The organism is Acidovorax sp. MR-S7 (genome assembly GCF_000400995.2).
Classification (GTDB): Bacteria; Pseudomonadota; Gammaproteobacteria; order Burkholderiales; family Burkholderiaceae_C; genus MR-S7.
Genome location: NZ_DF238929.1, coordinates 1 through 19915, shown reverse-complemented (window position 1 = coordinate 19915; position 19915 = coordinate 1). Strand labels below are relative to the sequence as shown.

16 protein-coding genes are annotated in these 19915 nt (G+C 69.5%); 8 read left to right on the top strand and 8 right to left on the bottom strand.

The features are described 5' to 3' along the window. Positions 1–1101, top strand: a complete 1101-nt coding sequence (locus AVS7_RS12520; RefSeq protein WP_020228744.1) for a TRAP transporter substrate-binding protein — start codon at positions 1–3, stop codon at positions 1099–1101. Beyond that, positions 1098–3758: an EAL domain-containing protein gene (locus AVS7_RS12515; protein ID WP_020228743.1), complete on the top strand. Its 2661-nt coding sequence runs from the start codon at positions 1098–1100 to the stop codon at positions 3756–3758. The genes AVS7_RS12520 and AVS7_RS12515 overlap by 4 nt, the downstream gene beginning before the upstream one ends. A 12-nt stretch (positions 3759–3770) precedes the next feature. Here AVS7_RS12515 and AVS7_RS12510 read toward each other — a convergent pair whose 3' ends face one another. Then, positions 3771–4673 carry a DMT family transporter gene (locus AVS7_RS12510; protein ID WP_020228742.1) on the bottom strand — a complete coding sequence of 301 codons (903 nt, stop codon included), beginning with the start codon at positions 4671–4673 and terminating at the stop codon, positions 3771–3773. 113 nt (positions 4674–4786) lie between these two features. On the opposite strand from AVS7_RS12510, the gene AVS7_RS12505 reads away from it, so the two are divergent. Together AVS7_RS12505 and AVS7_RS12500 are read left to right on the top strand one after the other, a co-directional pair. Beyond that, on the top strand, positions 4787–5773 hold the full coding sequence (locus AVS7_RS12505) for a quinone oxidoreductase (protein ID WP_020228741.1): 987 nt from the start codon (positions 4787–4789) through the stop codon (positions 5771–5773). Further along, positions 5770–6591 carry an NUDIX domain-containing protein gene (locus AVS7_RS12500; RefSeq protein WP_024001482.1) on the top strand — a complete coding sequence of 274 codons (822 nt, stop codon included), beginning with the start codon at positions 5770–5772 and terminating at the stop codon, positions 6589–6591. Before AVS7_RS12505 ends, AVS7_RS12500 begins: the two co-directional genes overlap by 4 nt. On the opposite strand, the gene AVS7_RS12495 is transcribed toward AVS7_RS12500, so the two are convergent. Beyond that, on the bottom strand, positions 6579–7322 hold the full coding sequence (locus AVS7_RS12495) for a FadR/GntR family transcriptional regulator (RefSeq protein ID WP_020228739.1): 744 nt from the start codon (positions 7320–7322) through the stop codon (positions 6579–6581). The two genes, AVS7_RS12500 and AVS7_RS12495, sit on opposite strands and share 13 nt — an antisense overlap. A gap of 5 nt (positions 7323–7327) precedes the next feature. Then, positions 7328–8224, bottom strand: a complete 897-nt coding sequence (locus tag AVS7_RS12490; RefSeq protein ID WP_020228738.1) for an alpha/beta fold hydrolase — start codon at positions 8222–8224, stop codon at positions 7328–7330. Here AVS7_RS12490 and AVS7_RS12485 point away from each other — a divergent pair. Both AVS7_RS12485 and AVS7_RS12480 read left to right on the top strand, forming a co-directional pair. After that, on the top strand, positions 8217–8999 hold the full coding sequence (locus AVS7_RS12485) for a tripartite tricarboxylate transporter substrate binding protein (protein WP_020228737.1): 783 nt from the start codon (positions 8217–8219) through the stop codon (positions 8997–8999). The two genes, AVS7_RS12490 and AVS7_RS12485, sit on opposite strands and share 8 nt — an antisense overlap. 111 nt (positions 9000–9110) lie before the next feature. Beyond that, the gene (locus tag AVS7_RS12480; protein ID WP_020228736.1) at positions 9111–10076 is read left to right on the top strand and encodes a bile acid:sodium symporter family protein; all 966 of its coding nucleotides are present in this window, start codon (positions 9111–9113) and stop codon (positions 10074–10076) included. A gap of 9 nt (positions 10077–10085) precedes the next feature. On the opposite strand, the gene AVS7_RS12475 is transcribed toward AVS7_RS12480, so the two are convergent. The 4 genes from AVS7_RS12475 to AVS7_RS12460 form a co-directional block, all read right to left on the bottom strand. Continuing rightward, complete coding sequence (locus tag AVS7_RS12475) at positions 10086–11759, bottom strand: Na/Pi cotransporter family protein (protein ID WP_020228735.1); 1674 nt, start codon at positions 11757–11759, stop codon at positions 10086–10088. Between the two features lie 77 nt (positions 11760–11836). After that, positions 11837–12328: a signal peptidase II gene (gene lspA, locus AVS7_RS12470; protein WP_020228734.1), complete on the bottom strand. Its 492-nt coding sequence runs from the start codon at positions 12326–12328 to the stop codon at positions 11837–11839. Then, positions 12328–15177, bottom strand: a complete 2850-nt coding sequence (gene ileS, locus AVS7_RS12465) for an isoleucine--tRNA ligase (protein WP_020228733.1) — start codon at positions 15175–15177, stop codon at positions 12328–12330. The genes lspA and ileS overlap by 1 nt, the downstream gene beginning before the upstream one ends. Before the next feature lie 93 nt (positions 15178–15270). After that, the gene (locus AVS7_RS12460) at positions 15271–16302 is read right to left on the bottom strand and encodes a bifunctional riboflavin kinase/FAD synthetase (protein WP_020228732.1); all 1032 of its coding nucleotides are present in this window, start codon (positions 16300–16302) and stop codon (positions 15271–15273) included. Positions 16303–16413: 111 nt separating this feature from the next. Between AVS7_RS12460 and AVS7_RS12455 the strand changes: the two genes are divergently transcribed. Further along, the gene (locus AVS7_RS12455; protein WP_020228731.1) at positions 16414–16971 is read left to right on the top strand and encodes an HNH endonuclease; all 558 of its coding nucleotides are present in this window, start codon (positions 16414–16416) and stop codon (positions 16969–16971) included. A gap of 16 nt (positions 16972–16987) precedes the next feature. Here the strand turns inward: AVS7_RS12455 and AVS7_RS12450 are convergent, their stop codons facing one another. Beyond that, the gene (locus tag AVS7_RS12450) at positions 16988–18964 is read right to left on the bottom strand and encodes an ATP-binding protein (protein ID WP_020228730.1); all 1977 of its coding nucleotides are present in this window, start codon (positions 18962–18964) and stop codon (positions 16988–16990) included. Between the two features lie 105 nt (positions 18965–19069). Between AVS7_RS12450 and AVS7_RS12445 the strand changes: the two genes are divergently transcribed. Continuing rightward, on the top strand, positions 19070–19768 hold the full coding sequence (locus AVS7_RS12445) for a response regulator transcription factor (RefSeq protein WP_020228729.1): 699 nt from the start codon (positions 19070–19072) through the stop codon (positions 19766–19768). Positions 19769–19915: the final 147 nt, after the last annotated feature.

Genomic DNA, 19915 nt, shown 5'->3' with positions numbered 1-19915 from the left:
ATGCATGTGCTGCGATATTCCACGGAGTGGCCGGCCGCACGCCGGCTAGCGCGCGTGCTCGCCGTGGCATTGCTGTGCGGCGGCGTTGCGCTCGCGTCGCCATCGCAGCCTCCCGTGGCGGCGCCTTTCAAGCTGCGCGTGGTGGGCGGGCTGGCCGGCGTCACGCAGTACACGCAGCTCGAAGCCCCTTTCTGGACACGGGACCTGCCGCGCTTGAGCCAGGGCCGCTTCAGCGCCGACGTGGTGCCCTTCGACCGCGCGGGCGTGCCGGGCATGGAAATGCTGCGCCTGCTGCAGCTGGGCGTGGTGCCCTTCGGCACGGTGCTGATGAGCTCGCTGTCGGCGCAGTATCCGCAGTACACGGCGGTGGATCTGCCGGGGCTCAACCCCGACTTCGCTGCGCTGCGCACCTCGCTGCAGGCCTTCCGCCCCTACCTGGACCAGGCGCTGCGCGAGGAGCACGGCATCGAGACGCTGGCGATCTACGTCTATCCGGCGCAGGTGGTCTTCTGCAAGCAGGCACTGAGCGGCCTGGCGGACCTGCGCGGGCGCAAGGTGCGCGTGTCCTCCGCGGCGCAGGGGGACTTCATGGCCGCGCTGGGCGCCAAGCCGCTGCTCACGCCGTTCTCCGAGATGGTCAAGAGCATCAAGGCGGGGGCGAGCGAGTGCGCGGTGACGGGCACCATGTCGGGCAACATCCTGGGGCTGCACATGCACACCACGCACCTGTACCCCATGCCCATCACCTGGGGGCTGGCCATCTTCGGCGCCAACCGCGCGGCCTGGCAGGCGCTGCCGCAGGAGCTGCGCACGCTGCTGCAGGCCGAACTGCCCAAGCTGGAAACCGCCGTGTGGCTGAGTGCGGAGCAGGACACGGCCCAGGGCGTGGCCTGCAACACCGGCAGCGCGCAGTGCACCACCGGGCGGCGCGGCGAGATGGCGCTGGTGCCCGTGCGCGCGCCCGACGAGGCCCGCCGCCGCGAGATCTTCGACACCGTGGTGCTGCCGCGCTGGATCGGCCGCTGCGGCGCGTCCTGCGCCGACATCTGGCGGCGCACCATCGGACCGGCGCGCGGCATCGCCGCGCCAGCCGCTCCATGAGACTTGCGCCGCTGCCCCGTCCCCGCCTAGCCGTCTGGAGCGCGGTCGGGCTCTTCCTGCTCGCGCTGGGCGCGACCGTGGGCCTGCTGCTCAAGAGCACGCATGGCGATGCGCTGGGCGAGAGCGAGGCGCGCGTCACGCGTTTCGTCACGGGCGCGCAGGCCGGCATGAACCGCACGCTGCTGGCGTTCGACGTGCTGCTGGCCACCACCGAGGAACTGCTGGAGCTCGCCACCAGCAACCGCGACCATTTCGACCGGGCACGGGCCAGCGAGCTGCTGCGCACCGCCGCGCGCCAGAACCTGATGCTGCGCTACGTGGCGCTGCTGGACGGCCAGGGCCGGCTGCTGGCCTCGTCCATCCCCCGCGGCGATCCGCAGGCCGTGGAGCTGCCCCCGGGCTTTCTGGCTGCGGCCATGGCACCCACCGTGCCCACGCTCGCGATGAGCGCGCCGCAGCTCAGCACCGCGAGTTCCGAGCGCGTGCTGTACGTGGCGCGTCCCTTGCGGCTGGGCGACGGCACGCAACTGCTCGCGCTGGCCCAGGTGCCCGTGGATGCGCTGGTGCCGGTGCTGATGCAGGGACTGAGCATGTCGGACCTGGAGGTCACGCTCGAGCGTGGGCGTGGCGAGATGCTGATCGGCGTGGCGGCGCAACAGAGCCTGGTGGAGCGCACCCAGGCGGCGGGGCCGCCGCTGGGCGACGCGGGCGGCATCGCCGCCGATTCCTGGGGGGGCAGCGCCCGGCTGAGCGGAGCGCCCGCGATGGTGTCGGCGCGGCCTTTGCTCTATCCGGACCTGTGGATCACGGCCAGCCTGCCGCGCGGCGCGGCCCTGGCCGCGTGGGAGGAAGAGGCCCGCTCCATGGCCCTGGTGGCGCTGCTGTTCGGTGCCTCGGTGGTGCTGGCCGGCATCTTCGCCACGCTGTACCTGCAGCGCATGCATGGCGCGCGCCAGGTGGCGGCGCGCTCCAAGGCCACGCTGGACCAGGCGCTCAGCTCCATGGTCAGCGGCTTCGTGCTGCTCGACGCGGACCACTGCCTGGTGCAGTGGAACCAGCGTTTCGAGGAAATGTTTCCCTGGCTGCAAGGAATGCTGGCCGTGGGGCTGCCGTTTCGCCGCGTGCTGGAAACCACGGTCCACTACAACCTGCCCGGCATGAGCGCCGAGGACAAGCGCGCCTGGATCGAGCAGCGGCTGCAGCAGCAGCGCAGCGCGCAGGGCACGTTCGAGCAGCGGCTGCCTTCGGGACGCTACCTGCAGCTCACCGAGCGCGCCACGCCCGAAGGCGGGCTGGTCATCGTCTACCACGACGTCACCGACCTGCGCCGCGCCGCCGCCGAGATCGAGAACCTGGCCTTCTACGACCCGCTCACCGGCCTGCCCAACCGCCGCCTGCTGCTGGACCGGCTCGGCCAGGCGTGCACGGCGGAGATGCGCGAGGGCACGCTGGGCGCGGTGCTGTTCATCGACCTGGACCATTTCAAGACCCTCAACGACAGCATGGGCCACGAGGTGGGCGACCAGCTGCTGCAGCAGGTGGCGCGGCGCCTCGAAGGCTGCGTGCGCGGCAGCGACATGGTGGCGCGCCTGGGGGGCGACGAGTTCGTGGTCATGCTGTTGGGCCTGCCCGGCGACAGCGACACCGCCGCCGAGCAGGTGCGCCGCGTGGGCGAGAAGATCGTGCACCTGCTCGCCCAGCCCTTTCACCTGGGCCGGCAGACGCACCACGGCAGCTGCAGCATGGGCGCCACGCTGTTCGGCGAGGTGCTGCAGACCGCGGCCGAGGTGCTCAAGCAGGCCGACATCGCCATGTACCAGGTCAAGGCCCAGCGCGGCAACGCGCTGTGCTTCTTCGATCCGGGCATGCAGGTGGCGCTCAACGAGCGGGCGCGGCTCGCGTCCGACCTGCAGGCGGCTCTGCCTGCCGGGCAGTTCCTGCTCTACCTGCAGCCGCAATGCACGCGGGACGGCGCCATCGTGGGTGCGGAGGCGCTGCTGCGCTGGCGCCATCCCGTGCGCGGCCTGGTGCCGCCCGCGCAGTTCATCGGCGTGGCCGAGGACAGCGACCTCATCGTCGCCATCGGCCACTGGGTGCTGCGCAGCGCCTGCGCCATCCTCGCGCGCTGGGCGCAGGAGCCGGGCCTCGGCGGGCTGTCGCTGAGCGTGAACGTGAGCGCGCGCCAGTTCCGCCAGGCCGACTTCGTCGAGCTGGTCACCCAGGCGCTGCAGGCGAGCGGCGCGCGAGCGCACCGGCTGGAGCTGGAGTTGACCGAGTCGCTGGTGCTGGAGGACGTGCAGGACTCCATCGCCAAGATGCACCAGCTGCGCACCAAGGGCGTGCGCTTCGCGGTGGACGACTTCGGTACCGGCTACTCGTCGCTGGCCTACCTCACGCGGCTGCCGCTGCATCGGCTCAAGATCGACCGTTCCTTCGTACACCACCTGGGCGAGCGCCACAGCGACAACGTGGTGGTGCAGACCATCCTGGGCATGGCCCGCAACCTGGAGCTGGAAGTGGTGGCTGAGGGCGTGGAGACCGAGGCGCAGCGCGACTTCCTCTCGGACCACGGCTGCGACGTGTACCAGGGCTATCTGTTCGGCCGGCCCATGCCGGTGGACGCGCTGGAAGCGCTGCTCGCGCCCCTCGGCCAGTGAGCCTGTCGTTCGTCAGCGCCGGGACGACACCACGATCCCGCCCACGATGAGCGCGAACGCCAGCGCGTGGTACAGGTGGGGCACCTCGCCGAGCAGCGCGGCGGACAGCATGGCCGCGAACAGCGGCGTGAGGTTGATGAAGAAGCCTCCCGCCACCGGCCCCGCGCGCTGCACGCCCATGCCCCAGCAGCGGTAGGCCAGGATGGCCGGCCCGACGGCGATGAACGCCAGGCCCGCCGCCAGCGGCCAGCCCCACACGATGGGCGCGGCGCCGCCCAGCGACCATTCGCCCGCGGCGAATGCGCCCGACCAGAGCAGGCCGAAGACCATCTGCGCCATCAGGAACGCGGCCCAGTCGCCGCGCACGCCGGCCGGCTCGCTGGTGCGCACCAGCAGCCAGCTGTAGAGCGCCCACGAGATGGTCGCCAGCATCATGTACAGGTCGCCTGGCACCAGCCGCAGCGCCAGCAGCTGGTCCCAGCTGCCGCGGCTGAGCACCAGCAGCACGCCCGCTACCGACAGCAGCGCGCCCGCCACCTGCCGGCGCGACACCGGCACGCCGAAGCACAGCGCACCCGTCAGCAGCATCCATACGGGCGTGCCCGAGCCCACCAGGGTCACGTTCAGCGGGGTGGAGGTCTGCAGCGCCATGTACTGCAGCGCGTTGTAGCTGCCGATGCCCAGCAGCCCCAGCAGCGCATAGCGCCGCCAGTGGGGCCATAGCGGGCTGGAGGGGCGCAGCACCTGCCAGGCCAGGGGCAGCAGCAGCGCGAAGGCCAGCAGCCAGCGCGCGAAGTTCAGGGTGACGGGCGGGATCAGCGTGTGGAGCAGGCGGCCGGCCACGGCGTTGCCGGCCCACAGCAGCGGCGCGGCGGTCAGCAGCAGCGCGGTGCCGGGAGTGATGCGTTGGTTCATAGGGGGGGCCACTGTAAGGCAGGACGGAAGTCAGAGCCGGGGGCAGGGGCAGGCGAAACATGGCAGGATCGCGGCTCGTTGCCAACCCACCCCTGAACAAGGAGACCGCTCCCATGACCCTCGCCGTACAGATCCGCCAGCACGGTGGCCCCGAGGAACTCCAGATCGTCGACGTGCAGGTGGGCGAGCCCGGCCCGGGCGAGATCCGCATCCGCCACCACGCGGTGGGGCTGAACTTCATCGACGTGTACCACCGCACCGGCCTGTATCCCCTGAACATGCCTGCCGGCATCGGCATGGAAGCCGCCGGCGTGGTCGAGGCCGTGGGCGAGGGCGTCACGCACCTGAAGGCGGGCGACCGCGCGGCCTATGCCAGCCAGCCGCCGGGCAGCTACTGCGAGGTGCGCGTCATGCCTGCCAAGTGCGTGTGCAAGCTGCCCGACGCCATCGACTTCGAGACCGGCGCGGCGATGATGCTCAAGGGCCTCACGGCGCAGTACCTGCTCAAGAAAACGCTGCCCGTGCAGGGCCTGCAGCCCGGCGACCACGTGCTGTTCCACGCGGCCGCGGGCGGCGTGGGCCTCATCGCCTGCCAGTGGGCCAAGGCGCTAGGGCTGCAGCTGATCGCCACGGCGGGCAGCGACGCCAAGTGCCAGCTCGCGCTGGCCAACGGCGCGGCCCACGCCGTCAACTACAACACCGAGGACTTCGCCGCCCGCGTCAAGGAGATCACCGGCGGCAAGGGCGTGAAGGTGGTCTACGACAGTGTGGGCAAGGACACCTGGGACAAGTCCCTCGACTGCCTGCGCCCCTTCGGCCTGATGGCCAGCTTCGGCAACGCCTCCGGCCCCGTGCCGCCGTTCGCGCCCGGCATGCTGGGCGCCAAGGGCTCGCTCTACGTCACGCGCCAGACGCTGTTCAGCCACATCACCACGCGCGAATCCACGCAGGCCATGGCCGACGACCTGTTCGCCGTGGTGGCCAGCGGGCAGGTGAAGATCCACATCGCACAGCGCTACAGCCTGCGCGACGTGCAGCAGGCGCACCGCGACCTGGAAGCGCGCAAGACCACCGGCTCGACCATCCTGACCTTGCCATGACCGCTGCCGCGGGCGTGCCCGCCTGGGTGGCGCCGGCGCGCGCCTGCGCGGGTTGCGGCCCGTCGCGGGTGCGCCTGCCGCTGTGGGTGGAGGGCGCACGGGTGGGCTCCGTGGATGCGGAGGTTTTTGGTCAAATAGGCCTCCAGCGCTTGTTGGATAAGCGCTGGCAGCTATCAATGGAGGAGCGTGAGGGTGCGTCTGCCTGGGTGCTGCGCGGTGGCGACGCCACGGCCGCCCTGGGCGCGCTGGCCCAGGCACTGCGCGATGCGGGCCGCTGCGGCCCCTGGCGCAACGAGCAGCTCGCCGTGTGCGATGGCCAGGGCCGGCGCATCGCCACCGTGGAGCGCGGCGCCGTGCGCGTGCTGGGCATCGCTACCCGGGCCGTGCACCTGGTGGGCTGCACGCCCGACGGCGCGCGCCTGTGGGTGCAGCAGCGCTCCCTGTCCAAGCCCAGCAACCCCGGTATGTGGGACACGCTGATGGGCGGCATGGTGAGCAGCGCCGACACCCTGGAGCAGGCCCTGGCACGCGAAACCTGGGAGGAGGCCGGCCTGCGCGTGGATGCCCTGCAGGGCCTGGCCCACGGAGGCCACGTGGATTTCGCCCAGCCCAGCGGCGAGGCCGGCGGCATCGGCTACATGGCCGAGCGCATCGACTGGTTCCGCGCCACGGTGCCGCAAGGCCTGGCGCCCGCCAACCAGGACGGCGAGGTCGAGCGCTTCGAATGCCTGCCCCATGCCGAGGTGCACGCGCGCCTGGCGCAGGGTGCGTTCACGCCCGAGGCGGCGCTGGTGCTGGCCGCGTTCTACGGCTGGTAGGCGGCCTCGTTCTGCCAGAAGCCCGCGTCCGCCTGCCGGATGCGGATGATCGCGTTGCTCATGTGCCCCGCAGCGGCCTGGCGCGCAGCGGCTGCATCGCCGGCCTCGATGGCGGCCACGATGCGCGCATGCTCGGCCGTCACGGCCTCGGCGAAGTCGGCGCGCCGGGCCTCGTTGGCCCGCGTCACGCGCGTGCCGCCGCGCAGGAACTGCGCCAGGTAATCCAGCGTGCTGAGAAGAAATGCGTTGTGCGCCGCCTGGGCGATGGTGCGGTGGAAGGCCACGTCCTCCTGCACGCCGTCGCCGCCCTGGCGCACGGCTTCGGCCAGCGCGGCCACGGCCGCGTGGATGCGTCCCAGGTCGTCCGCGCTGCGGCGCTGCGCGGCCAGCTCGGCCACCTCGGCCTCCAGCGCGCGGCGCACCTCGGCGATCTGGATCACCGCGTCCTGCTGCGTCTGGCGCAGGCTGTCCAGGTCCAGCGGCTCGATACCCGCGGCCTTCACGTAGACGCCGCTGCCCTGGCGCGGCTCGACCAGGTTGCGCGAATGCAGGCGCGAGACGGCCTCGCGCACCACGGTGCGGCTCACCCCCAGCTGGCGCACCAGCTCGGCCTCGGTGGGCAGCTTCTCGCCGGGATGCAGGCGGCCGGCGCGGATCTGTTCCTCCAGCTGCTGGGCGACGCGGTCGGCCAGCTTGAGGGCGGGGGCGATGGCGCTGAAGGCGGCGGTCATGGCGGTTACGGTGTCTCCTCGAGCAGTTGGGTGAGTGCCTGCTTCCACCAGCGCGCCTGCCCCGTGGTGGCATGCCCTGCCGTGGCGGTGCTGGCGGGGATGCGCAGGATGCGGCCGCGCGGTACGCGGGTCATGGCAGCCTCCAGCAGGCCCAGCGCGGGCGGGTAGCGTTCGTCATCGTCCGACAGGATGGCGAGCACGGCGGCGCGGATGGATTCTAGGTTCTGCGAGGCATCGTAGCCGCCCGAGGCTTCCCATTGGTAGAGCATGTCGTTGGCGTCGGCCGTGGGCGGGGCGGCCAGGCGCGCGTCCACCAGCGCGTCGGCCAGCGCACGCGTGGGCGCCTGGTGCTGCAGCGCCAGGTCGCCGCCGTTGGTGGCCAGGGCGAAGAAGGTGGCGGCCAAGTGCAGGCTGGGCGGCTGCCGGGCATAGTCGCCGCCCTGCCATGCCGGGTCCTGGCGGATCGATTCGCACAGCATGCGGCGCAGCATCCAGTTGCGGCCCGCCATGGGCGTGGGCAGGGAGGCCATGGGTACGGCGATGTCCACCATGTCCGGGTGCTGCTGCGCCCACATCCAGGTGTGCATGCCGCCCATGGAGTTGCCGATGACCAGCCGCAGGCGAGCGAGGCCCAGGCGTTCGGTCACCAGCAGGTGCTGCGCGCGCACCATGTCGCCGTAGCCGTAGTTCGGAAAGCGCGTGCGCAGCCCGTCCGACGGCTTGCTGGAGCGGCCGGTGCCGATGGCGTCGGGCACGATGATGAAGTGGCGGCGCGCGTCCAGGGGCTGGCCGGGGCCGAACAGCTCGCCGCCGAACTGCGGGCCCAGCAGCGCCGCGCCCGACTGCAGCGTGCCGTGCAGCGCCAGCACCGGCAGGCCTGCCGGGTCGCCCAGCGTGGACAACAAGCCGGGCGTGGGCGGCCACCTGGGCGCGGCCGACGTGGCGCGCGCCGCGCCCGACGGCTACACGCTGCTGATGGCCTCGCCCCCGCTGACCATCGGGCCGGCGATCTACAAGTCGCTGCCCTATCAGCCGGCGCAGCTGGAGCCCGTGGCGCTGCTCGGCCGCGTGCAGAACGTGCTGCTCGTCAATGCCAAGAGCCCGGTGCGCAGCGTGGCGCAGCTCACCGAGCGTGCCCGCGCGCAGCCGGGACAGTTGAACTACGGCTCCAACGGCAACGGCACTTCGCTGCACCTGTGCATGGAGCTGTACAAGAGCCTCACCGGCACGCAGATCACCCACGTGCCCTACCGCGGCGCGGCCGGGGCCATGACGGCCCTGCTGGCGGGCGAGGTGGACGTGATGTTCGACAACCTGCCGGCGGCGGTGTCCCACATCAAGGCCGGCACCATCCGCGCCCTGGCCGTCACCGCGCGCGAGCGCAGCGGCACGCTGCCCGACGTGCCCACCATGGTCGAGGCCGGCGTGCCCGGCTTCGACGTGACCGCCTGGTTCGGCGTGGCCGCGCCCGCGAAACTGCCCGTGGCGGTGGCCGAGCGGCTGCGCGAGGCGCTCGCCGCGCTGGTCTCCGCGCCCGACGTGGTGGCGGCCATGCAGGCCCAGGGCGCGGAGCCGCACCTGCTGCAGCAGGAGGCGCTGCGGCAGTTCTGGTCGGAAGACGCGGCGCGCTGGGCCAAGGTGGCCAGCGCGGCGAACATCGTGCTCGACGGCAACTAGGGCAGGTCGTTTCCTGTTGCTCCTGAAATAATAGCTGCTTGCGCTTGTTGGACGGGCGCTGGCGGCTTATTTCGTTAGAATCCTGCCTTTCCCTTCGCACGACTGCTGCCCATGGCCCGCTCCCGCCTGCTTCCCGACAACTTCACCCTCGCGCTCGTCGCCACCGTGGTGCTGGCCAGCGTGGCGCCGGCCTCGGGCATGGCCGCGGCTTTCCTGGAGAAAGCCACCGTGGGCGTGGTGGCCCTGCTGTTCTTCATGCACGGCGCCAAGCTCTCGCGCGAGGCGGTGCTGGCCGGCCTGGGCCACTGGCGGCTGCACCTGCTGGTAGTGGCCAGCACCTTCGTGCTGTTCCCGGTGCTGGGCCTGGCGCTGCGCCCCGTGCTGCAGCCGCTGGTGACGCCCGAGCTGTACACCGGCGTGCTGTTCCTGTGCGTGCTGCCGGCCACGGTGCAGTCGGCCATCGCCTTCACCGCGGTGGCGCGGGGCAACATGGCGGCGGCCATCTGCAGCGCCTCGGCCTCCACGCTGATGGGCATCGTCCTCACGCCGGTGCTGGTAGGCCTGGTGCTGCCGCAGGCCGGCAGCGCCCAGCAGGACGTGCTGGGCAGCATCGGGCGCATCATGTTGCAGCTGCTGCTGCCCTTCGTGGCCGGGCACCTGCTGCGCCCGTGGATCGGCCCGTTCATCGCGCGCAACGCGAAGGTGCTGAAGTTCGTGGACCAGGGCTCGGTGCTGCTCGTGGTCTACACCGCGTTCAGCGCGGCCGTGGTCGGCGGCCTGTGGCGCATGCTGCCGCTGCCGGCCCTGGCCGGGCTGGTGGCCGTGTGCGCGGTGCTGCTGGCGGCGGTGCTGGGCTTCACCACCTGGGTGTCGCGGCGTCTGGGCTTTTCCAAGGAGGACGAGATCACCATCGTCTTCTGCGGCTCCAAGAAGAGCCTGCTGAGCGGCGTGCCCATGGCCAAGGTGCTGTTCGCCTCGCAGGCGGCCGGCATGATCGTGCTGCCGCTGATGATCTTCCACCAGATGCAGCTCATGGTCTGCGCCGTGCTGGCGCAGCGCTACGCCAAGCGCCCGTGAGGCGCCGTTTCAGGGGTGGTCGCCCAGCGGCTCGGGAGATGCCGGGCGCTGCGTCTTGAGGCGGCTGGGCGCCAGCACGCCGGCCGTCTCCAGGATGGGGTAGGCGATGGAGCTGATGTGCGAGTTGATGCGCTTGAGGTCGCTGATCAGGTCGATGTGCAGCGAGCTGGTTTCCATGCTCTGCACCGTCTTGTCCGACAGGCGCGCCAGGTGCGTGGCGGCGTAGGCGCGCTCCAGCTCGCGGAAGCGCACCTTCTCCTCCAGCAGGCGCTGCGCGTCGCGCACGCTGCCGTTGAGGAACACGCTCATGCCCAGCCGCAGGTTGCCCACCAGGCGCTCGTGCAGCTCGGTGATCTCGGCCATGCCGGCTTCGGAGAATTCGCGGCCCTTGCGGATCTTCTTTTCCTCGATGTCCTGCAGCACGCGCTCGATGATGTCGCCCACCTGCTCCATGTTGATGGTGAAGCTGATGATGTCGGCCCAGCGGCGGCTTTCCTCCTCGCCCAGCGCCTCGCGCGAGATCTTGGTGAGGTAGTACTTGATGGAGGAGTACAGCTCGTCCACCTCGTCGTCCATCTTGCGCAGGCGCTCGGCGAGCTGCTGGTCGTTCTTGCGGATCACGTCGAGCATGCCGGTCAGCATGGTCTCCACCACGTCGGCCTGGTAGAGCGCCTCGCGCGCCGCGCACGAGATGGCCAGCGACGGGGTGGACAGGGCCGACAGGTCCAGGTGGTGCGGCCGGCGGCCCTGCGCGCCCTCGGGCCGGGGCAGCAGGCGCGCCACGCCGTGCGCCACCCACTGCGTGAAGCCGATGAAGCCCACGCTGATGACCACGTTGTAGACCAGGTGGAACAGCACCACGCCATGCGCGGTGCTGGGGATGCGCGGCTGCACGTAGGTCAGCCACAGCCCGATGAACGGCGCCACGCAGGCGATGCCCATCACCTTGAAGGCCAGATTGCCCACCGTCACCTGGCGCACTTCCACGGCCGACTTGGCGGTGGTGAACACCGCCACCAGGCCGCTGCCCAGGTTGGCACCGAGCACCAGGCCCAGGGCCACGTCCAGGGGTACCACGCTGGAGGCCGCCATGGCGGCGATCAGCAGCACGATGGCCAGGCTGGAATAGGCCAGCACGGCGAGCGCGGCGCCCAGGATGATCTCCATCACGATGTCGCTGCTCACCGAGCCCAGCATGGCCTTGATGACGGGCGAGGCGAGCATGGGGCCGCTGGCCTGCACCACCATCTCCAGCGCCAGCAGCATCAGCCCCAGGCCGATGAGGGCCTCTCCCACGCGCCCGGCGGCGCTGCCCTGGCGCGAGATGAACAGCACCACGCCCACGAAGATGAACAGCGGCGACAGCCACGACAGGTCGAACGAGAACAGCACCGCCATCAGCGCCGTGCCCACATCGGCCCCGCGCATTACCGCCAGCGCGGCGGGCAGCGTGATGAGCCCCTGGCCCACGAACGACGAGGTCATGAGCGAGGTGGCCGTGCTCGACTGCACCAGTGCCGTCACCCCCATGCCCGAGAGCGCCGCCGTGAAGCGGTTGCCCATGCTGCGCGCGAGCATGGTGCGCAGGTTGGCGCCGAACACGCGCAGCACGCCGGTGCGCACCAAGTGGGTTCCCCACACCAGGAGGGCGATGGCGGCCAGCAGGTTGAGCAGATGCTTCATGGACGGCGTTCAGAGGAGGCGCCGCTCTGGCGGCGCAGAACATTGCAGCATACCCCTGAATCGCCCCCTGCGGGCGGCTAGCCCGCCCTGCGCACCCGCAGCAGTTCGTCGATGATGAGGCAGGCCGCGCCCACGGTGATGGCGCTGTCGGCCACGTTGAAGGCGGGGAAGTGCCAGCCGCGCAGGTGGAAGTCCAGGAAGTCCACCACGTAGCCGTGCTGCAGCCGGTCCACCACGTTGCCGATGGCGCCGCCGAGGATGCTCGACAGCGAGAAGCAAAAGAGCTTCTGCCCCGGGTGCGCGCGCAGCTGCCAGAGGATGAACGCAGCCGCTGCCAGGCCGATGGCCGTGAACAGCCAGCGCTGCCAGCCCCCCGCGTCGGCCAGGAACGAGAACGCCGCGCCCGTGTTGTGGGCGCGCACGATGTTGAAGAAGCTGGTGACGTAGGTGGCGTCGCCCAGGCGGTAGTAGCCCAGGATCAGCGTCTTGGTGAACTGGTCCGCGATGAACAGCAGCACCGCCCAGCCGAGCCAGGGCCAGATGCTGCCCGCCTTGCCCGCGCGCGCCATCAGGCGTGCGCCCGGCTTTCGCCGGTGCCGTAGAGGTTGCTCACGCAGCGGCCGCACAGCGTGGGGTGCTCGGTGTTCGCACCCACGTCGGCGCGGTAGTGCCAGCAGCGCTCGCATTTGGTGTCGGAACTGGGTGCGACGCTGATCTGGAGAGCGCTGCCAGCTACCAATGTGATAGCGGAAACGATGAACACGAACTTCAGGTCGTCGCCCAGGCTGGCGAGCAGCGCATGGTCTTCGGGTGCGGCGGCGAGGGTCACCACGGCCTGCAGCGACGAGCCGATCGCGCCCGCGGTGCGCACGGCCTCGATCTCCTTGTTCACCGCGTCGCGGATCTCGCGCAGGCGCTCCCACTTGGCGGCCAGCCCATCGCCCTCCGTCGGGATGGTCTGGTAGGTTTCCAGGTAGATGGAGCTGGAGTGGCCGAACACCTTCCATGCCTCTTCGGCCGTGAACGAGAGGAAGGGCGCCATCCAGCGCAGCATGGCATGCGTGATCTGGTGCAGCGCGGTCTGGGCGCTGCGGCGCGCGAGGCTCTTGGGCGCGGTGGTGTAGAGGCGGTCCTTGAGCACGTCGAGGTAGAAGCCGCCCAGGTCTTCCGAGCAGTAGAGCTGCAGCTTGGCGACCACGGGGTGGAATTCGTACACCTTGTAGTGCGCCAGGATGTCCTGCTGGAGCTGCGCGGCGCGCGAGAGCGCGTAGCGGTCGATCTCCAGCATCTGCTCGAACGGCACGGCGTCCTTGGCGGGATCGAAGTCGCTCACGTTGGCCAGCAGGAAGCGCAGCGTGTTGCGGATGCGGCGGTAGCTGTCCACCACGCGCGCGAGGATCTTGTCGTCGATGGCGAGGTCGCCCGAATAGTCGGTCGATGCGCACCACAGGCGGATGATCTCCGCTCCCAGCTTGCCGCTCACCTCCTGCGGCGAGACGGTGTTGCCCAGCGACTTGCTCATCTTCTTGCCCTGGCCGTCCACTGTGAAGCCGTGCGTGAGCAGGCCGCGGTACGGCGCGCGGCCGAAGATGGCCGAGGCCAGCAGCAGCGAGGAGTGGAACCAGCCGCGGTGCTGGTCGTGGCCTTCCAGGTACAGGTCGGCCTCGGGGCCCGTGTCGTGGTGCATGCCTGCGTGCGTGCCGCGCATCACGTGCCAGAAGGTGGAGCCGGAGTCGAACCACACTTCGAGGATGTCGGTGCTCTTGGTGTAGTGCCTCGCGTCTTCTGCGCCCAGGATTTCTTCCGCCGTCACGCGGCTCCAGGCTTCGATGCCGCCCTTTTCGACAATCTCCGCTGCCTGGTCGATGATTTCCATCGTGCGCGGGTGCAGCTCGCCCGAGTCGGTGTGCAGGAAGAACGGGATGGGCACGCCCCACGAGCGCTGGCGCGAGATGCACCAGTCGGGCCGCCCGGCGATCATGTCGCGCAGGCGTGACTTGCCGTTCTCGGGATAGAAGCTGGTGTGTTCGATGGCTTCGAGCGCGATCTGGCGCAGCGTCTGCGCGGGCTTCTGCGCCGGGTCGGTGAACACGCCTTCACCCTCGTCCATGCGCACGAACCATTGCGCGGCGGCGCGGTAGATCACGGGCGTCTTGTGGCGCCAGCAGTGCGGGTAGCTGTGGGTGATGGTCTTGGTGCCCATCAGGCGGCCCGCGACCTTGAGCGCGTCGATGATGACCGGCACGGCTTTCCAGATGTGCTGGCCGCCGAACAGCGGGAAGTCGGCCGCATACGTGCCGTTGCCCTGCACGGGGTTCAGGATGTCCTCGTACTTCAGGCCGTTGGCCACGCAGGAGTTGAAGTCGTCCACGCCATAGGCGGGCGAGCTGTGCACGATACCCGTGCCGTCGTCGGCCGTGGCGTAGTCGGCCAGGTACACGGGCGAGATGCGGTCGTAGCCCTTGTCCATGTCGGCCAGCGGGTGCTTGAACGGTATGTGGTCGAGCTTCTCGCCCTTGGCGGTGGCGACGACCTGGCCCGCGATGCCCCAGCGCTCCAGGCATTGCTCCACGAGGGCGCTGGCCACGATGAGCAGGCCGCGCTCGGTGTCCACCAGGCTGTATTCCAGCTCGGGGTTGACGTTGAGCGCCTGGTTGGCGGGAATGGTCCACGCGGTCGTCGTCCAGATCACGACGAACGCGGGCTTGTCCAGTTGCTGCAGGCCGAAGGCGGCGGCGAGCCGGGCCGGATCGGCGGCGGGGAACATCACGTCCAGCGTCTGGCTCTGCTTGTCCTGGTACTCGATCTCGAACTCGGCCAGCGACGAGGCGCAGTCGAAGCACCAGTACACGGGCTTGAGGCCGCGGTAGACGAAGCCGCGTTCCATCACTTTTTTCAGCGCGCGCAGCTCGCCGGCCTCGCTCGCGTAGTTCATGGTCTTGTAGGGGTTGTCCCATTCGCCCAGCACGCCCAGGCGCTTGAAGTCCGCCATCTGCTGCGCGATCTGCTCGGTGGCGAAGGCGCGGCCCTTGGCCTGCATCTCGTCGCGCGGCAGGTTGCGGCCGTGCAGCTTCTCGATGGCGTTCTCGATCGGCAGGCCGTGGCAATCCCAGCCGGGGGTGTAGAGCGCGTCGAAGCCTTCGAGCTGGCGCGCCTTGACGATCATGTCCTTGAGGATCTTGTTCACCGCGTGGCCGATATGCAGCTGGCCGTTCGCGTACGGCGGGCCGTCGTGCAGGATGAACTTGGTCGCCCCCTGGCGCGCGGCGCGCAGCTGCTTGTAGATGCCCTTCTCATCCCACTCCTTGGCCCAGCCCGGCTCGCGTTTGGGCAGGTCGCCGCGCATGGGGAAGGATGTGTCGGGCATGTTCAGCGTGCCGCGGTAGGCGCTGGTGTTCTTGGGCGTTGGGTCGGACATGGGGAAACCTTCAAATCAAGGGCGTTCCAGGCGCACAACCTGGAAGGGGGCGAACGGTGCAGAAAGCGGGCGAGGGGGGCGAAGGCAGCCCCGTCAAATTCGGTCGCGGGTGGTCTGGCGACGGGTGGCCGCGAAATACGCACGCGCGTCATCGCAGTCCTTGGCAATGCCGGCGGTGAGGGCGTCCAGGCTGTCGTATTTCAGCTCGTCGTGCAGTTTGTGCAGCAGTTCCACGCGCACGATTTTACCGTAGGCCCCCTCGGCGCCCAGATGGGCCGGCCACTCCAGGCAGTGCGTCTCCAGCAGCACGCGCCCGCCGTTCACGTCGTCGGGGTCGAGAGAGGGGCGCACGCCCAGGTTGGCCACGCCGGGCAGGGGCTCGCCATCCAGCCCGTGGACTAGCACCGCGAAGATGCCGCTGGCGGCAGGCTTCCAGTGCGCAAAACGCAGGTTGAGCGTGCGAAAGCCGTCCTGGTGCGTGCCGCTGGCGGCCGAGCGGCCCAGCGTGCGCCCCAGCTTGCGCCCGTGCACCACGTGGCCAGAGATGGCGTAGGGCCGGCCCAGCAGCGCCGCGGCATCCTCCATGCGGCCCGCGCCCAGCGCCTCGCGCACGGCGGAGCTGGAGACGCGCAGGCCGTGCACCTCGTAGCTGTTCATGCGCGCCACGTCGAAGCCACGCGCGCGCCCGGCCTCGTCCAGCAGCCGGTAGTCGCCCGCGCGCTGCGCCCCGAAGCGGAAGTCGTCGCCCACGAGCACGTAGCGCGCGCCCAGGCCGCGCAGCAGCACGTCGTCGATGAAGGACTCGGGCGACAGCCGCGCCAGCTTCTCGTTGAACGGCAGCACCACCGCCTGCTGCACGCCGCAGCCGGCCAGCTCGGCCAGCTTGTCGCGCAGCGTGCCGATGCGCGCAGGGGCCAGTTCGGGGCGCTTGTGTGCGCCCGCGAAGTAGTCGCGCGGGTGCGGCTCGAAGGTCAGCACGCAGCTGGGCACCCCGCGGTGTCGTGCCTCGTTGTTCAGCAGCGCCAGCATCGCCTGGTGGCCGCGGTGCACGCCATCGAAGTTGCCGATGGTCAGGGCGCAGGCGGGGGCCACGTCAGGGTGGTGCAGGCCTCGGAATATCTTCATGGAATGCTTCTTGTTTTATAGCTGCCAGCGCTTGATGCACAAGCGCTGGAGGCTTATTTCACATGAAAAGAGTATATTGTGCGCCAGCGTTCCACTCAGAGGAGGCGTGTCGTGAAGGTCTTGAAGCTGTCGGCCCAAGGGCTGCCGCAATCGTGGATTTCACTGGAGCAGGCGGTCACGCACTACGCCGCGGGCGAGGTGCGCTGGGAGCTGGGCGCACGGGTGGCTCTGTTTCGCGGCGGGCACAACGCCATCACCGGCGAGCAGTCGCAGGTCGCGGTGAGCAGCATCATCGGCACGCGCGGCGTGTGCGGCATCAACCCCTTCGACCTGCGCCCCAGCCTGACCAACAGCAAGCTGTTCGCGCGCGACCGCAACGTCTGCGCCTACTGCGGCGGCCACTTCCAGGAGCAGGACCTAACGCGCGAGCACATCGTGCCCTTCGCCCGCAATGGCGTGGACCACTGGATGAACGTGGTCACGGCCTGCCGCCCCTGCAACCACCGCAAGGGCCCGCGCACGCCCGAGCAGGCGCACATGCCGCTGCTGTACACCCCCTACGTGCCCAGCCTGTGGGAGGACTTCATCCTGCGCAACCGGCGCATCCTGGCCGACCAGATGGAGTTCCTGATGGCGCATGTGCCCAAGTCGTCGCGGCTGTTGAGCTGAAAACCATTTCAGTTTGCTAAGGCAGCGTGAGCGTGAAACATGTGCCGCGGCCCGGGGCCGAATGCACGCGCACGTCACCCCCATGCAGCCGGGCCACGCGCCGCGCCACCCAGAGCCTCAGGCCGAAGCCCCGGGCCTGGTCGGTGCGGTGGCCGCGTTCGAACTGGTCGAAGATGCGCTGCACCGCATCGGGGGGCAGTCCAGGGCCTTCGTCGGTAACCGACAGCTCCAGCGAGCCTTGTGCGTTGAGCGTTGCGGCTACGAGGATCTGGCCTGCCTGTGCGTACTTGACCGCGTTGTCCACCAGGTTGGACAAGGCGATATGCACCAGCGTGGGATCGCACGGCCACTGCGCTGGCGCGTCCTGGGTGCGCAGCCGCAGGTGGTGCCGCGGCGACCAGCGCACGAGCTGGGCGGCTTCCTCGGCCAGGCCCGGCACCGAGGCCATGCCTTGCTGCAGCCCGAAGCCCGCGGCGTCCAGTCGCTCGCTGACCAGGCAGTTGTCCACCAGGGTCGTCAGGCGCCGGCACGCACGGCGGATCTGCGCGGCGCGCTCGACTTGCGGGTCGAGGTCGGGGGAGGGGAAGGACCATTGTTCCGTGGCCGCGCTGTCGATCACCGCCAGGGGCGTGCGGAATTCGTGATTCACCATGTTGAAGAACTGGCGCTGGTCCTGGCGCATCTCGCGCTCGCTGTGCAGTGCCGCCTGCAGCGCATTCTGGGTGCGCAGCAGTTCGGCGGTGCGCTCTCGCACCCGTTCCTCCAGCGATTGCTCCGATTGCTCCAGCGACTTGACCAACTGGGCGCGCTGCGCCATCGACTGGCGGAAGCGTTCCAGCAGGTCGGCCCCGACGGCGACCGCGATCAGGATGTTCAGCAGCAGGGCCATGAGCTGCCAGTAAGTGCGCGTATCGACCTGGGCGGGCAGCAGGCCCATGGCGGTTGCCGTCACATAGCTGCCCACCACGGCGTACAGGCTGTAGGGCGTTGCCAGCAACAGGTGCACAGCCGACGGGCCGCTTTGACGCAGGTTGTTCCACGCCACCCAGGTGCCCAGCATGCTGGCGAGCCACGGCACCGTGATGGCGAAAGCCGCGAAAGGCGGATAGCGATTCAGGGGGATGCTGGCGATCGCCAGCAGCGGGGCTATGGCCAGTGCGAGCAGCGCCGTATCCACGCGGCGCCAGCGCGTGCCGCGCGTCAGCAGCTCACGTACCTGCCACGCAAAGGTGGCAGGCAGGATGAACACTCCCACACTCACCAGCAGGTCGGACCAGTGCGACAGATGATCGGGCAGCCACAGGTGCGCATAGCCCTGCACATTGAAGCCGTGCAGCAGTACCGTCGTGGAAAAAGCGGCCATGGCCACGAGGCTGCGCGTACGCAGTGCCAGTGCCGCGCCAATGATCAGCAGGGACAGCAGCAGGTTGATGCCCAGGTGCACGCCCGCAGCCCACTCCGTTCCGGCCAACCATGCCATCAGCCCCGTGCTGCGCCGCACCACGGCATGCACCTGGGTGGCGCTCAGGGTCTGTACCCGCAGGATGAACGACGTATCCGCCACCAAGGGAAACACCAGTTGGCGCACTCGCACGCGCTGCGACAGGGGCACCGTGTCGCCACTGTCGTATGCGCGCCACGTTTCTCCCAGGCGCTGGTAGAGCGTCACCTTGTCCAGATAGGCAGGCATCACCTCCAGCCAGAGCGGATCCGCAGCGGCTGGCAGGATGGGAGGCGCAGCCACCTCCACCCAATACACCTTGTGGCTGTAGCCCTCGTTCAGCGGAGCGTGCTGCGTTTTGAAGGCGCTGTCCGGCAGGGCCGCCACGTCGTCCACCGTCATACGCCCGTGGGCGTCTTCCAGCACCTGCATGGGCCAGTCCGTGCCCAGCTTCAGGTTCGGCATGGGTTGCACGAAAAACGTGGGACCCAGCAGGAAGAGGGCCACTACGCAAACCGACATCACCACCCACAAAGGCAGCGGGGCCAGCATTGACAACAAAGGTGAATCCAGCCGTTTAGTGAGTCCTGGTGAGTTTTTGTACATGGCGTTACAGATGGGCGGCTATGACAATCCCCGACGTCATTGAAACCCATCATGCACCAGCAGTCCCCTACCCATTTCATAGTCGCCGTGGTCGAGGACGACGAGGACATCCGCTCCAACGTCTGCCGTTTTCTGGAAAAAAGCGGAATGCAGGCTTGGGGTGCCGAATCCGCCGAAGACTTCTATGTAAGCCTGCTGCGGCAGCGTGCCGACCTGGTCGTCGTCGATTTGGGACTGCCCGGTGAAAGCGGCCTGAGCCTGGTGCGCCGCCTGGCGCAGCAAGGCGTGCCCGCCGTGGTGCTCACCGCCCGGGGCGATCTGGAAAGCCGCATCGCCGGGCTGGATGCCGGCGCGCTGCAGTATTTCGTCAAGCCCACCGACCTGCATGAGCTGGTGGCCGGGATCCGCTCGCAATTGCGCCGGGGCGAGGCAACGCAGGCGCCAGCACCGGCCGGTCATGTTGTTCCTTGGCGCCTGGATGCCATGGCGGCACAATTGGTTGCTCCGAATTTACGCACTGTTGCACTCACTACCCGTGAACTGGAACTGGTGGGGCACCTGATTGCGGCCAAGGGCAGCCTGGTGACCAAGCAGGGGCTGGTGGATGCAATGGGCGCGGGGGATGTGGAGGACGGCTTTCACCGCATCGAATCGCAGCTCACCCGCTTGCGGCGCAAGACGCTGGAGGCCACCGGCATGGCGCTACCGGTGCGGGCGGTGTTCGGCAAGGGGCTGGTGTTCGTGCCGTAGGGTGCCTCGCGCCGGGCGCGGCCCCACTATGATTTGCGCCGTCGCTGCAAGGCTACGGCCGTTTTCGGTTTTTATTTGGCTCTGTCACAAATCTGTGTTGATGACCGGCACTCCGATGGCGTCGAGCAAGAGCTGGCGCGGCTTTGC

Excerpts from the sequence above, each read along its gene's own strand:
- AVS7_RS12520 (WP_020228744.1), top strand. The coding sequence starts at position 1 with ATGCATGTGCTGCGATATTCCACGGAGTGGCCGGCCGCACGCCGGCTA.
- AVS7_RS12515 (WP_020228743.1), top strand. The coding sequence starts at position 1,098 with ATGAGACTTGCGCCGCTGCCCCGTCCCCGCCTAGCCGTCTGGAGCGCG.
- AVS7_RS12510 (WP_020228742.1), bottom strand. The coding sequence starts at position 4,673 with ATGAACCAACGCATCACTCCCGGCACCGCGCTGCTGCTGACCGCCGCG.
- AVS7_RS12505 (WP_020228741.1), top strand. The coding sequence starts at position 4,787 with ATGACCCTCGCCGTACAGATCCGCCAGCACGGTGGCCCCGAGGAACTC.
- AVS7_RS12500 (WP_024001482.1), top strand. The coding sequence starts at position 5,770 with ATGACCGCTGCCGCGGGCGTGCCCGCCTGGGTGGCGCCGGCGCGCGCC.
- AVS7_RS12495 (WP_020228739.1), bottom strand. The coding sequence starts at position 7,322 with ATGACCGCCGCCTTCAGCGCCATCGCCCCCGCCCTCAAGCTGGCCGAC.
- AVS7_RS12480 (WP_020228736.1), top strand. The coding sequence starts at position 9,111 with ATGGCCCGCTCCCGCCTGCTTCCCGACAACTTCACCCTCGCGCTCGTC.
- AVS7_RS12475 (WP_020228735.1), bottom strand. The coding sequence starts at position 11,759 with ATGAAGCATCTGCTCAACCTGCTGGCCGCCATCGCCCTCCTGGTGTGG.
- lspA (WP_020228734.1), bottom strand. The coding sequence starts at position 12,328 with ATGGCGCGCGCGGGCAAGGCGGGCAGCATCTGGCCCTGGCTCGGCTGG.
- ileS (WP_020228733.1), bottom strand. The coding sequence starts at position 15,177 with ATGTCCGACCCAACGCCCAAGAACACCAGCGCCTACCGCGGCACGCTG.
- AVS7_RS12460 (WP_020228732.1), bottom strand. The coding sequence starts at position 16,302 with ATGAAGATATTCCGAGGCCTGCACCACCCTGACGTGGCCCCCGCCTGC.
- AVS7_RS12450 (WP_020228730.1), bottom strand. The coding sequence starts at position 18,964 with ATGCTGGCCCCGCTGCCTTTGTGGGTGGTGATGTCGGTTTGCGTAGTG.
- AVS7_RS12445 (WP_020228729.1), top strand. The coding sequence starts at position 19,070 with ATGCACCAGCAGTCCCCTACCCATTTCATAGTCGCCGTGGTCGAGGAC.